Source organism: Bacillus sp. FJAT-29814 (assembly GCF_001510715.1).
Lineage (GTDB): Bacteria > Bacillota > Bacilli > Bacillales > Cytobacillaceae > Neobacillus.
In genome coordinates this window covers 282,473-297,174 of record NZ_LMTJ01000006.1, presented here as the reverse complement: position 1 = coordinate 297,174, position 14,702 = coordinate 282,473, and the positions used below count along the sequence as shown (strand labels likewise).

Annotated in this window: 10 protein-coding genes; all 10 read left to right on the top strand. The window is 46.5% G+C overall.

Annotated elements, in window-relative coordinates; all coding sequences use genetic code 11:
* The first annotated feature begins 34 nt into the window (after positions 1-34).
* Positions 35-1,714 (top strand): serine hydrolase, encoded by a 1,680-nt coding sequence (locus tag AR334_RS18295; protein ID WP_082693008.1) that lies wholly within the window; start codon positions 35-37, stop codon positions 1,712-1,714.
* A 130-nt stretch (positions 1,715-1,844) separates the two neighbouring features.
* Positions 1,845-3,914 (top strand): glycoside hydrolase family 3 protein, encoded by a 2,070-nt coding sequence (locus AR334_RS18290; RefSeq protein WP_066314695.1) that lies wholly within the window; start codon positions 1,845-1,847, stop codon positions 3,912-3,914.
* 95 nt (positions 3,915-4,009) lie between these two features.
* Positions 4,010-5,263, top strand: coding sequence for an exo-beta-N-acetylmuramidase NamZ domain-containing protein (locus AR334_RS18285; RefSeq protein WP_066314686.1), 1,254 nt, complete (start codon positions 4,010-4,012; stop codon positions 5,261-5,263).
* Positions 5,264-5,495: 232 nt separating this feature from the next.
* A complete protein-coding gene (uvrB, locus tag AR334_RS18280) occupies positions 5,496-7,475 on the top strand; it encodes an excinuclease ABC subunit UvrB (protein WP_066314683.1) in 1,980 nt (659 codons plus the stop codon).
* Between the two features lie 53 nt (positions 7,476-7,528).
* Complete coding sequence (gene uvrA, locus AR334_RS18275) at positions 7,529-10,402, top strand: excinuclease ABC subunit UvrA (RefSeq protein ID WP_066314673.1); 2,874 nt, start codon at positions 7,529-7,531, stop codon at positions 10,400-10,402.
* Between the two features lie 372 nt (positions 10,403-10,774).
* A complete protein-coding gene (locus AR334_RS18270; protein WP_066314668.1) occupies positions 10,775-11,089 on the top strand; it encodes a DUF4870 domain-containing protein in 315 nt (104 codons plus the stop codon).
* 41 nt (positions 11,090-11,130) lie between these two features.
* On the top strand, positions 11,131-12,237 hold the full coding sequence (locus AR334_RS18265) for a DUF4097 domain-containing protein (protein ID WP_066314659.1): 1,107 nt from the start codon (positions 11,131-11,133) through the stop codon (positions 12,235-12,237).
* 64 nt (positions 12,238-12,301) lie between these two features.
* Entirely contained in the window at positions 12,302-12,679 is a 378-nt protein-coding gene (locus AR334_RS18260) for a phage holin family protein (protein ID WP_066314650.1), read from the top strand.
* Between the two features lie 225 nt (positions 12,680-12,904).
* Positions 12,905-13,840, top strand: a complete 936-nt coding sequence (gene hprK / locus AR334_RS18255; RefSeq protein WP_066314648.1) for an HPr(Ser) kinase/phosphatase — start codon at positions 12,905-12,907, stop codon at positions 13,838-13,840.
* A 46-nt stretch (positions 13,841-13,886) separates the two neighbouring features.
* Positions 13,887-14,702, top strand: coding sequence for a prolipoprotein diacylglyceryl transferase (gene lgt, locus AR334_RS18250; RefSeq protein WP_066314645.1), 816 nt, complete (start codon positions 13,887-13,889; stop codon positions 14,700-14,702).

The following is a 14,702-nucleotide window of genomic DNA, read 5'->3' as shown; positions in this document are numbered from 1 at the left end:
ACAGTCGAAATCCAATTGGAAAAAAGGAGGATTTATGAAAAGAAGTAAGCTGATGATTTCCGCCATTTGCACTGTTTTTTTAGGAACAACCACTGCAGCCGCCAGTAATGATTCGTCCGTTGTTCCTTCGCTTGAAAAAGCAGAGAAAGTATCCCCATCACAGAAACCACACCCAGCTTTTACATGGAACTCAAACGTCATACCAGTAACACCTGTCCTGCACCCAAGTTCGGCCAGAGGAGCCGGAATGGTCGAGGCGCCGCTACAACAAATCGACCCAATCATCAACCAGTACATTTCGAATAAACTTTTCCCAGGAGCGGTGGCCTTTGTCGCCCGCAGCGGAAAAATCGTCAAGCATACGGCCTATGGCAATGCCGCCCAGTATGTGGACGGAAAGTTTACCGAGATGGAAAATCCGGTGCCGATGCAAGAAGACACGATTTTCGACCTAGCCTCCATCAGCAAAATTTTCACCTCAGTTGCGGTGATGCAGCTCTATGAACAAGGATTATTCCAGCTTGATGACCCGGTTGCCAAGCATATTCCTGAATTCGCCGCCAATGGGAAGGAAAACGTCACCATCCGCCAGTTGTTGACGCATACTTCCGGATTTGTTTCCTGGATTCCGCTCTATTCACAAGGGACATCACGCGAAGACCGCATGGGGTTAGTTTTTAAACAAGGGCTAAAAAGGGCGCCAGGAACCGGTTATGAGTACAGCGATTTGAACATGATTACAATAGGTGCACTGATTGAACGCCTATCAGGCCAGCGCCTGGATGAATTTGTCAAGCAGCATATTACCGACCCGCTGGGAATGAAGGATACGATGTACAATCCGCCGGCCTCGTTGAAAAACCGGATAGCTGCAACAGAATACCAAGCTGTTCCGAACCGCGGACTTGTCTGGGGCGAGGTTCATGATGAAAACGCTTGGTCGCTTGGCGGAGTTGCCGGCCATGCCGGAGTGTTCTCCACCGCTGAGGATTTGGCGAAACTGGCACATGTATTTATCAATGATGGAAAATATGCCGGCAAGGCCATTTTGAAACCGGAAACGGTGAAACTACTTCTGGAAAACCAGAATGAAGCTTTTCCAGGCAATGACCATGGACTTGGCTGGGAGCTTGGCCAGGCCTGGTACATGGATGCTTTGTCAGAAGGGACGTATTCATTTGGTCATACAGGATATACCGGTACATCGATAGTGGTCAGCCCGAACAACAAAACGATAGCCATTTTGCTGACGAATCGAGTACATCCGAGTAGAAATATGGGATCGATTAACGAACCGCGAAGATTGTTTGCGAGACAGGTCGCCGATTCGATTCCAGTGTCGATTCCAGGCAGGGCATCAGCATGGTTTGCCGGCTATGGCGACAAGCAGGACAAGGTCATGGAAAGTGATATTTCCTTAAATAAAGATGCCAAGCTGACGTTTGCGACTTGGTATATGACAGAGTATCAGTCAGATTACGGCTATGTCGAGGTCTATAAGGATGGGGCGTGGCAAAGACTCGCCGCATTTAACGGCATAAGCAAAGGCTGGGAACACCAGGAGCTCACCGTCCCGAAAGAAGCATCCAAATTACGTTTTGTTTATAAAACAGACACCCTATACAACGGCCGCGGCTGGTATATACTGAATCCAATTCTTGATAACAAGACACTGCAATTTGAAAGCAATGATTGGGAATTGAGAGATTATTAATTTTCTAAAATCAAAGTAGTGGGGAAAAAATCCCCCCTATTGTCGAGTATTTAGTTTCTATTAGCGTTTGTGGCTTTCTATTGGCGATTCATACACATCTAAGGAAAATCAAAATCGAGGAGGAGAAAGCATGCGTAAATTTTTCAAAATGATGATGGTTTCGGCTTTGGCTCTAGTGTTATTGGTAACCGGGATCCCGGTATCAGGGGCAACAGCAGCCACAGGAATCAAGGATTTGGTCATTGACCTGAACGTTCCGCAGGTAAAACGAGAAGTTCAGGATAACCAAATTCAGCTGAATGCTCTGCATGTCTATGAGGACGGCCCATTCATGAAGGCGTCCGATGTGACTTGGAAATCCTCAAACAAGAATGTGGCGTCCGTTAAAGATGGTTTGGTCACATTATCAGGCCATAACGGAAAAACATTCATTTCTGTAAGCGACGGCACGTTCACTGACCGAATCGCGATTCAATTCAAAGGCAACCAAGAAGAGATTCTTGTTGAAAAAGAGCAAGGCGCGCGCTATGACCTGATTGCCCATGCCATCAAGCACATGACAATGGAAGAAAAAGTTGGGCAGATGTTAATGCCAGACTTCCGAAGCTGGAAGGGCAAAAATGTCACCGTCATGAATGACGAAATTGCCCAAGTTGTTAAAGACTATCATCTTGGCGGCGTCATTTTGTTCCGCGAAAACACGGTAAATGCTGACCAAACAACCAAACTCGTAAGTGCTTATCAAGATGCAGCCGAAAAATACGGTCTGCTAATCTCGATTGACCAAGAAGGCGGAATTGTCACGCGTCTGCAAACAGGTACTGATTTTGCAGGAAACATGGCATTAGGGGCAGCACGTTCCGAGGCACTGGCGGAGAAAGTCGGCAAAGCAATTGGTGAAGAGCTTAAAGCGCAGGGCATCAATATGAATTTTGGTCCAGTTTTGGATGTCAATAATAATCCTGACAACCCGGTTATCGGCGTTCGTTCATTTGGTGAAGACCCGGAATTAGTGGCAAAACTGGGTAATGCATATATTAAAGGGCTTCATGAAACAGGAACTGCGGCAACAGCAAAGCATTTCCCTGGCCATGGTGATACAGCAGTTGACTCGCATATTGGCTTAAATGAAGTACCACATGATAAAGAACGTCTCAAGAAAGTGGAGCTATATCCATTCCAAAAAGCGATGGATGCAGGTATTGATGCAATTATGACCGCTCACGTTACCTTCCCGAAAATCGATAACACAAAGGCGATTTCGAAAATGGACGGCAGTGAAATTGCTGTTCCGGCTACGCTTTCTTACAAGGTGTTAACGGAGCTTATGCGTGAAGAGATGGGCTTTAACGGTGTCATCGTTACGGATGCGATGAATATGGGTGCGATTACGACACACTTTGGTCCGGTTGATGCAGCTATTCGGGCCGTCCAGGCTGGAGCCGATATTCTATTAATGCCAGTTGGAATTGAAGCAGTGGCTAATGGACTCTATGACAAGGTTAATACTGGTGAAATTTCAATTGAAAGAGTAGAAAAGTCAGTTGAACGCATTTTAACCTTGAAATTAAATAGAGGCATTGTAAAAGCTGAGAAAGAAGTGAGCTTGGATGAAAAGGTAGCCAATGCCCTTCAGGTTGTAGGTTCTCCTGAACATAGAGCAATCGAAAAAGAAGCAGCAGAGAAATCGATTACGCTAGTGAAAAATAACGGCGTTCTTCCGTTGAAGGCAGCAGCTGGAGATAAAATTGCGGTTGTCGGTTATAGCGGATTTTATGTGGACTCTTTGTTGGCTGAAGTGAAAAAGCATCATCAGAATGTGACTTATATTAATACGCAGACCAAACTTACGGCAGCGCAGTTGGATCAAATAAGAGATGCAAAATACATCATTGTTGGAACATACACTTCCAGCGTTGGCGGTAGAGCGCCAAGTGCCGGACAAATGCTGATGACAAATCAGCTCATCACTGAACTCGATGCACCAGTTATTGCGGTGGGAATTAGAAATCCGTATGATGTGATGTCTTATCAGACTGTAGATGCAGCACTTGTACAGTATGGATACAGACCGGCAAGCTTTGAAGCATCTGCTAACACCATTTTTGGTAAAAATAGTCCGACTGGAAAACTTCCAGTAACGATTTACAACCATGACGGCAGCGTCTTATACGGTTTTGACCACGGATTAGGGTATTAAGAATTCCAAGTTCCATTGGGAATAGTCGGTATTTGGCGGCTATTCCCCAAAGATAAAGGCTTTTATTTTTCAAAAAAAAGCGGGGAGGAATTTGTGTGAAGAAGTGGCTTACGGGAATTATTACGTTGCTGTTGGTGCTTTCTACAGTGACGGCGGCGATTGCCCAGAACGGCAAGGAGAAGCAGAAAGGGAAGTTTCGCTTAGGGGTTGAAGTGCTGTTAAAGGATCAAATCGATCTGCTTAAAGGGAAGCGCGTTGGCTTGATTACCAATCCGACAGGTGTAGACCAAGAGCTGAATAGCATCGTAGATTTATTTTATACTCATAAAGATTTCCAGCTTACTGCGTTATATGGCCCTGAGCATGGCGTTCGCGGGAGTGCGCCAGCAGGAGCATATGTAGAATCCTACGTGGATGAAAAAACAGGCTTGCCTGTTTACAGCCTTTATGGAAAGACGCAAAAACCTTCACCTGAGATGTTAAGTAATGTCGATGTATTAGTATTTGATATTCAGGATGTTGGAGCACGTTTTTACACATACATTTACACCATGGCATTAGCTATGGAAGCAGCTAAGGAGCAAAATATTCCGTTCATCGTTCTCGACCGCCCGAATCCAGTTAGCGGTTCAAAGGTAGAAGGCCCAATTTTGGAAAGTAAGTACTCTTCGTTTGTGGGCAAATATGCCATACCCGTCCGCCACGGGATGACAGTAGGCGAGTTAGCAAAGTTATTTAATAAGGAATTTGGCATTGGCGCTAATTTAACAGTGGTCGAAATGGAAGGTTGGAACCGAAGCTTGTATTACGATGACACCCCATTGCATTTTGTAATGCCGTCACCAAACATGCCAACGTTGGATACTGCTCTTGTTTATACGGGTGCTGCTTTGATTGAAGGTGCTGATAACGTCTCTGAAGGCCGCGGGACTACAAGACCGTTTGAACTAATCGGGGCACCTTTCATAGATGGAGATGAGCTGGCTGCAGAACTAAATGCTTTGAATCTACCAGGTGTAAAGTTCCGTTCCGCTTCGTTCATCCCGACAACTTCAAAGAATGTAAGCAAGTTAAACCATGGAATCCAGATTCATGTCACCAATCGCAATGCCTTTAAACCGTTTGAAACCGGATTGCACATTGTAAAAACTATCCATGACATGTATCCGAACGACTTTAAGTTCCGTGCGCGTGACAGCAAGGGAGTTTCCCACTTCGACCTGCTCGTCGGAAACGGCTGGGTCCGTGACGGAATCGAAGCTGGCAAATCTATAGAAGAAATGAAAAAACAATGGCAGCCTGAATTGGACAAATTCATGGACGTGCGTGAACAGTATCTGTTGTACTAATCATTGTCCATCTGGGGTGGACAGTGTCCACGCGTGGTGCCTGACACCATTAGCGACATTAACACTATGACTATGCGAGTTGGCCAGTCCCAATCACTTTGGGGCTGGTTTTTTCGTGTTGAATGAAGAAAATAAACGGAAAATCGAATATTAGTTCGCATATTATTGGTTTGTATTAGGGGGATTGTGGTAAAATGGTAGTATTGATTTTGAGGAACGGGAGGGAACCAGGATAATGGATCAATTTGAATTAGTCTCTAATTACTCGCCGCAGGGAGACCAGCCCAAGGCGATTAAACAGCTGGTAAATGGCATTCATCAGAACAAACGCTATCAAACCCTGCTTGGTGCAACAGGTACAGGGAAGACGTTCACAATCTCCAATGTCATTAAAGAAGTAAACAAACCAACCCTGATTATCGCCCATAACAAGACACTTGCCGGCCAGCTATACAGTGAGTTCAAGGAGTTTTTCCCGAATAACGCTGTCGAGTACTTTGTCAGCTACTACGACTACTATCAGCCGGAAGCCTATGTTCCATCGACAGACACCTTTATTGAAAAAGACGCCAGTATCAATGATGAAATTGATAAGCTGCGTCACTCAGCGACCTCCTCGCTGTTTGAGCGCAAGGATGTCATTATTATCGCCAGCGTCTCTTGCATCTATGGCCTCGGTTCACCGGAAGAATACAGCGAGATGGTCGTTTCCCTCCGTACCGGCATGGAAATTGAACGTAACCAGCTGCTACACCGCCTTGTCGACATCCAATATGAACGAAATGATATTGATTTCAAACGGGGTACATTCCGTGTTCGCGGCGATGTTGTCGAGATATTTCCTGTTTCCCGTGATGAGCATTGTCTAAGAGTGGAGTTTTTCGGTGATGAAATCGACCGGATCCGTGAGGTCGACGCCCTTACCGGGGAAATTATCGGCGAACGCGAGCATGTGGCCGTATTCCCGGCTTCCCACTTCGTAACTCGCGAAGAGAAGATGCGCGTGGCAATTGAAAATATTGAAAAAGAACTGGAGGAACGTCTGACCGTACTCCGTGAAAATAACAAATTACTCGAAGCCCAGCGCTTGGAGCAGCGCACCCGCTATGATCTGGAAATGATGCGCGAAATGGGTTTCTGCTCCGGTATCGAAAACTATTCACGCCATCTGACCCTAAGGCCGGCAGGCTCGACGCCGTATACCTTGCTCGATTATTTCCCTGATGATTTCCTGATTGTCATCGATGAGTCGCACGTGACCCTGCCGCAGATTCGCGGTATGTTTAACGGGGACAAAGCGCGGAAGGAAGTCCTTGTCGAGCACGGCTTCCGTCTGCCGTCGGCACTCGACAACCGGCCGCTGACGTTTGATGAATTCGAGAAGCATATTCGAAATATTGTCTTTGTATCGGCAACACCTGGGCCTTATGAACTCGAACATACACCGGAAATGGTACAGCAAATCATTCGTCCGACCGGATTGCTTGATCCGACCATTGATGTCCGGCCGATTGAAGGCCAGATTGATGACCTCATTGGCGAGATTCAGGAGCGGGTGAAACGCAATGAACGCGTCTTGGTTACAACCCTAACGAAAAAAATGTCCGAAGACCTTACAGATTACCTCAAGGAAATCGGCATCAAGGTCCAATACTTGCATTCTGAGGTCAAAACGCTCGAGCGGATTGAAATCATCCGCGAGCTTCGTCTTGGTAAATATGATGTTCTTGTCGGGATTAACCTGCTGCGAGAAGGTCTTGATATTCCGGAAGTTTCTCTCGTGACGATTCTAGACGCCGACAAAGAGGGCTTCCTCCGTTCGGAACGTTCGCTGATTCAGACCATCGGCCGGGCAGCAAGAAATGCCAACGGTCACGTTATCATGTATGCGGACCGGATGACGAACTCGATGGAGCTGGCGATCAGCGAGACAAAACGGCGCCGTGCGATTCAAGAGGAGTATAATGAGAAGCACGGGATTACACCAAAAACGATTCAGAAGGGAATCCGCGATGTTATCCGTGCTACCCATGCTGCGGAGGAGGCTGAAGATTACAAGCCAGCAGCATCGTTTGCCGCCATGTCTAAGAAAGAAAGAGATAAGTTGATTGCCAATATGGAAAAAGAAATGAAGGACGCCGCCAAAGCGCTTGATTTCGAACGCGCCGCCGAGCTCCGCGATTTGATTTTGGAATTGAAGGCCGAAGGATAAGCAATACTGTCCTTCGTCCAAAAACTTTTTAAAAGTGGAAGGAAAATGAACAAATGGCGATGGAAAAATTGATTGTGAAAGGCGCCAGAGCCCACAATTTGAAAAATATTGATGTTACTATACCGCGAGATAAGCTTGTTGTCTTAACGGGACTTTCCGGGTCAGGAAAGTCCTCACTCGCGTTCGATACGATTTATGCAGAAGGACAGCGCCGGTATGTCGAATCACTGTCGGCTTACGCGCGCCAGTTCCTCGGCCAAATGGATAAACCTGACGTAGATTCGATTGAAGGGTTATCCCCGGCGATATCAATTGACCAAAAAACTACGAGCCGGAACCCGCGCTCAACCGTCGGTACGGTGACTGAAATCTATGATTACCTGAGATTATTATTTGCGCGTATAGGCCATCCTACCTGCCCAAATCATGGTATCGAGATCTCTTCACAGACAATTGAACAGATGGTCGACCGAATTCTTGAATATCCAGAGCGGACCAAAATGCAAATTCTTGCTCCTGTCGTCTCCGGACGAAAAGGCCAGCACATCAAGGTAATCGAAGATATAAAAAAACAAGGTTTTGTCCGTGTTCGCGTTGATGGAGAAATGCTTGACCTTGGTGACGATATTGAGCTTGATAAAAATAAAAAACACTCTATTGAAGTGGTTGTCGACCGGATTGTTGTCAAAGACGGGGTTGCGGCTCGGGTAGCTGATTCGCTTGAAACAGCACTAGGTCTGGGCGAAGGAAAAGTGATTATCGATGTTATTGGTGAGGAAGAGTTGCTGTTCAGCGAAGATCATTCCTGTCCGCACTGCGGTTTTTCCATAGGTGAACTTGAGCCGCGGATGTTTTCATTCAATAGCCCGTTTGGAGCCTGCCCGGAATGTGATGGCCTCGGCTCGAAACTCGAGGTTGATGTCGACCTTGTCATCCCTAATAAGGATTTAACTCTAAAGCAGCATGCCATTGCACCGTGGGAGCCGACCAGTTCGCAATATTACCCACAGCTGCTAGAGGCGGTTTGCAATCATTACGGAGTGGACATGGATATCCCCGTCAAGGATATCCCGGAACATCATCTTGAGAAAATACTTTACGGCTCAGGCAGTGAAAAAATTTATTTTAAGTATGAAAATGATTGGGGCCAAATCCGCGAAGGTTATATCGAATTTGAAGGCGTCGTACGCAATGTTGAACGCCGTTATAAAGAAACAAGCTCCGATTATATACGTGAGCAAATGGAAAAATACATGGGGCATCAGGCGTGCCCAGCCTGTAAAGGTTTCCGCTTGAAAAAGGAAACGTTGGCAGTATTGATTAACGGACAGCATATCGCTCATGTAACAGACCTTTCCATCGAAGAGGCCCAAGCATTTTTCTCAGGTTTACAGCTTTCGGAAAAAGAAGAGCAGATTGCCAGATTGATTTTACGAGAAATCAATGAAAGGCTAGGCTTCCTCGTTAATGTGGGACTCGATTACTTGACTTTGAGCCGCACGGCCGGAACACTTTCCGGCGGCGAGGCTCAGCGGATTCGCCTAGCTACGCAAATTGGCTCACGGTTAACCGGAGTACTTTACATTCTGGACGAACCATCCATTGGTCTTCACCAGCGTGATAATGATCGTTTGATCGACACGCTGCAACATATGCGTGACATCGGCAACACCTTGATTGTCGTCGAGCACGATGAAGATACGATGCTGGCGGCGGATTACTTAATTGATATCGGTCCCGGTGCAGGAGTTCACGGCGGGGAAGTAGTTTCTGCCGGGACACCAGCAGAGGTAATGGCTGACCCTAACTCGCTTACAGGTCACTACCTGTCCGGGAAAAAGTTTATTCCGCTGCCATTGGAGCGACGCAAGCCGGATGGACGCTATGTTGAAATTAAGGGTGCAGCCGAAAATAATTTAAAAAATGTCAATATTAAGCTTCCGCTTGGCATGTTCATTGCGGTAACCGGTGTATCCGGTTCCGGTAAAAGTACCCTGATTAATGAAATCCTTCTTAAATCGCTGTCGCAAAAGCTGAACCGTGCGAAAACTAAACCGGGGCAGCATAAGAGCATTAAGGGTATCGATTATTTGGATAAAGTCATTGATATTGATCAGTCGCCAATCGGTAGAACGCCGCGCTCCAATCCGGCCACTTATACCGGTGTGTTTGACGATGTACGCGACGTGTTTTCGTCGACGAATGAAGCAAAGGTTCGTGGTTACAAAAAGGGACGTTTCAGCTTTAACGTCAAGGGTGGCCGGTGTGAGGCCTGCCGCGGTGACGGGATTATAAAAATTGAAATGCACTTTTTGCCTGATGTCTATGTTCCTTGTGAAGTGTGTCACGGCAAACGCTATAACCGTGAAACGCTCGAAGTAAAGTACAAAGGAAAAAATATAGCCGATGTCCTTGAGATGACCGTTGAGGATGCGGTTAAGTTTTTCGAAAACCATCCAAAAATCAGCCGCAAGCTTCAGACGATTTATGATGTCGGTTTGGGGTACGTCAAGCTTGGCCAGCCAGCGACAACATTGTCGGGCGGAGAGGCACAGCGGGTGAAGCTAGCTTCTGAACTGCACAAGCGCTCCAATGGAAAGACGTTCTACATTTTGGATGAACCAACAACCGGACTGCATGTCGACGACATTTCCAGACTGCTTGTTGTGTTGCAACGGTTGGTTGAAAACGGCGACACTGTCCTAGTAATCGAGCACAACCTTGATGTCATCAAGGCTGCCGACTACATTATCGACCTTGGACCTGAGGGCGGCGACAAGGGCGGCACCATCGTCGCGACAGGCACACCGGAAAAAGTCGCTGAAGTACCCGAGTCATATACCGGTAAATACCTAAAGCCGATTCTCGAGCGCGACCGGTTGCGGATGCAGCACCAGGTCGAGGAAAAAAGCACGATAAAATCATAATGTTGAAGAACTGTTGGCCCTGTTATACGGGCTGGCAGTTTTTTTTTGTCCCTTGAAGATCGTTCGGCGAATATCCGCTTCAAAACGGCGAATAATGGACCCGATTCGGCGAATAACACCACTATTTCAGCGAAATCCCAGCCCATTTCGGCGAAAACCAGACCAATTTCAGCGAAATCCCCAGAGCAGTGTAACCAACCACTTCTCAAACCCGTCATAAAATTTGGAGCAATTTGAAATACCGGGGTAAGTACGACACGGATTTTTCCTGTCAGTACTTTTCGGGCCGATTAATAATTTTGGTTTCCAGCTGTTTTAAAAAACGAAACTTTCGCCCTGTTCATTTCGTATGTATGGGAAGAGGTGATAGTTATGGAATCGAGAAAAGTCCTTTCCAGTTTGTGCTATTTTAGTATTTTTTTCGCGGGGTTTATTTTTCCGCTAGTTGTGCTGATCGCTTCTGGAGATGAAATAACGAAGAAACACGCCAAAAGCGCGCTGCTGTCGCATTTAATCCCACTGATTACGGTACCGTTATTAATTTTTTCACTAGTTTATGAATTTGCCAGCATGGAAGCGGAAATACCTGTTTTTACCATTATTGCTGTCATTCTGATGGTTCTTGTCTCAATTAATGTAGTCATTTGGAATATTATTAAAGGCGTAAAGGTGCTCATAGCTGAATAGGTTTTTAGTAGGACAAATAAAATTTATTGAGGGTGGAAAAAATGAAAGAGGAACGTAAGCGGATACTAACCATGGTGGAAGAGGGAAAACTGTCAGTGGATGAAGCGTTAACGCTGCTTGATGAACTGCAAAAGGATCAAAAAAATATGGAGCAAAAGCAGGCGGATATTATCAACGAGCTATCCACCGCGGTTCAGTTTGAGGAAGCGAAAAAAGACGACGCGGCCTACGCCAAGTATCAGTCCACAAAGGAAAAGATTTTTGAATTTGTCGATTCCGCATTGAAAAAAATCAAGGAACTCGACCTTGATTTAAATTTCGGGCAATCAGTCGACATTTCCCACATTTTTCAACATGGCAATGCGGAGCTGAACAATATCGATATTGATTTGGCCAATGGCTCAGTCAACGTCGTTGCCTGGGACCAGCCGGATGTCCGTGTTGAATGCCAGGCCAAGGTGTATCGGGTCGAAAATCAGGACCAAGCCCGTCAAAACTTCCTTAGGGACGTTACGTTTGTGGTGGAAGGCGGGAAACTGCGCTTTCTAACCCAGCAAAAGTGGATGAAGGTAGAGGCCGTGATGTTTGTACCGAAAGTGCAGTACGAAAAAGTTAGGGTGCGCATCTTTAATGGTTCTGTCACTGGCGGCCAATTGAATGTCGCCGACCTGCGAGTAAAAACCGGCAATGGAAAAATTAATCTTGAGCATGTGGTGGGCAATAAGGCCGAGGTTGAAACGGCGAACGGGAAAATTAAGCTGAAGCATAGCCAGTTCGATGAGCTTGAGGCGGAGACCATCAATGGCGCGATTAAGGTCGATGGCGATTTTAAAAAGGTCGATACCCAGTCGTTCAACGGAAATATCAGTGTGCTATTAAAGGGCAACCGCAGCGAGTGGGTCCACGCCAAGACCACGACTGGTCCAATTGAATTGTATGTTCCAGAGGGAACGCCGGTCGATGGCGAGCTGAAGACCAACTTAGGCGGCTTCCACCTCAATCTTGTAGGCGTGCAAATTCTTGAGGAAAAGAGCGAAATGATTCAAAAATCGCTGCGCTTCCAATCTGTCAATCATCCTGATAAAATGTTAAAAATATACGCAGATTCCAAATCGGGGTCGATTACGGTTCAGAAAGCATTTGAATAGCGGAGAAGCAGAACTTTACCCGAGGAAAAAAGTCTGCCGAACATAAAAATGGGAGTTTTGGAATATGAGATGGTTAATTGGATGTTTGATTAATGCAGTTTTATTTATGGCTTTTGCCGGATATTTTCATGAAAGCTTTTACCTGACAGGGTTTTGGGCTGCACTTCAGGCGAGCATTCTCTTATCCATCTTAAATGTGTTGGTGCGTCCGCTGCTGATATTATTTACCTTGCCTGTTACGGTGTTGACGATGGGATTGTTCCTGTTTGTCATCAACGCCATCACACTGGAGCTGACGGACTATTTAATGGGGGACGCATTTGAAATCTCTGGCTTCGGCATGGCCCTGTTCTTTGCCGTATTAATGTCACTTGTCAACCTTGTCATCCAAAAAACAATTATGGACCCATCCAGATCCGCAAACAGAAAATCAAAAAAATAACAAAGGGTGCGTGCCTGCTCATTGAGCAGCCGCACCTTTTTTATGTTCTAGAAATGGCTGTCAGGCACCGAAGCTACGTTTTGTACGGTGCAAAGATTCTAATCCGACCCTTTGTTTTTTAATCCACTAAAGTATGGTTCTTATAAAAAAAATGTTAAAATAAGAGGAAATTGGTTTTTACATAGAAAACAGCTAAAGTTTTCATAATTGAAGGAGGACATTTCCTTGTTAAAAGTACGCACCAAGGATATTCTTGAAAAGTTTGATTTGGAATTGATCAGCGGCGAAGAAGGAATTAACCGCCCGATTACAATGAGTGATATTTCTCGGCCGGGTCTTGAGATTGCCGGTTATTTCGAATACTATCCTGCAGAACGGATCCAGCTGCTTGGAATGACCGAGCTGACTTTTTTTGAAGGGCTTTCCGAGCGGGATAAGGAATCCAGGATGGAGCGACTTTGCACCGACATCACCCCGGCCATCATTATCACCCGGGGCTTGGAGGTTCCAAAGGAACTGATTGAGGCCTCCGAGCGCGAATCCGTGCCCGTTCTGAGAACACCCCTGAAAACAACCCGTTTTTCCAGCCGCCTGACCAACTATTTGGAAAGTAAGCTTGCCCCAACCACGGCTGTTCACGGGGTTCTCGTCGATATTTACGGAATTGGTGTGCTCATCACCGGAAAAAGCGGCGTTGGTAAAAGCGAAACTGCCCTTGAATTGGTCAAGCGCGGCCACAGGCTTGTCGCCGATGACTGCGTCGAAATCCGTCAGGAAGACCAGGATACCTTGGTCGGAACCTCGCCGGAATTGATTGAACATCTGCTGGAAATTCGCGGATTGGGAATTATCAATGTGATGACGCTGTTTGGTGCCGGTGCCGTCCGCAGCAATAAGCGGATTACGCTGGTCATCAATTTGGAATTATGGGACCCGAAAAAGCAATATGACCGACTTGGTTTGGACGAGGAAAAAATGAAAATTATCGATACTGAAGTGACTAAACTGACTGTTCCGGTTCGCCCTGGCCGGAACCTCGCTGTCATTATCGAGGTAGCGGCAATGAACTACCGCCTCAAGCGGATGGGCGTAAATGCTGCACAGCAGTTTACCGAGCGGCTTTCCGATGTCATCGAAGATGGCGACCATGAGGAAATGTAAATAACGATGCACTAGTAACAGTTTTAATAGGAAGAGGAGATGAAATATGAACGAAAATATTCAGCCGCTTAACCCGATAGCCTTTTCGCTTGGGCCGATTCCGGTGCATTGGTATGGAATCATTATTGGTTCCGGTCTGGCACTTGCTCTATATCTAGCGATTCGTGAAGGTGACCGTCGCGGCCTACCTAAGGACACGTTTGCCGACCTGATGCTGTGGGCAATTCCGATTGCGATTATTTCCGCCCGGATTTATTACGTTATTTTTGAATGGGATTTTTATAAAAACAACCTTGGGGCCATCCCGCAAATCTGGAATGGCGGGATTGCGATTCACGGGGCTCTCATCGGTTCTGTACTGACGGCGTACGTGTTTGCAAAAAAACGCGGGATTTCGTTTTGGAAGCTCGCCGATATTGCCGCGCCGAGCATTATTCTAGGCCAGGCAATCGGGCGCTGGGGCAACTTTATGAACCAGGAAGCCCACGGCGGCGAGGTGTCGCGGGCGTTTTTGGAAAACCTGCACCTGCCGGATTTTATTATTAATCAAATGTACATCAATGGCACCTATTACCACCCGACCTTTTTATACGAATCGATTTGGAACCTCGCCGGGTTTATTCTGTTGATTTTGCTGCGCCGTGTCAACTTGCGCCGCGGGGAAATGTTTTTAACCTACGTGATTTGGTACTCAGTTGGGCGCTTTTTTGTGGAAGGGATGCGGACAGACAGCCTGATGCTCGGCAGCCTGCGGATGGCGCAAACCATCTCGATTGCGTTAATCATTGGCGCGATCGCAATCTTGATTTACCGCCGAGTAGCACGGATTTCTGAAACTCGCTATTTGGCCCAGGAAAACTAG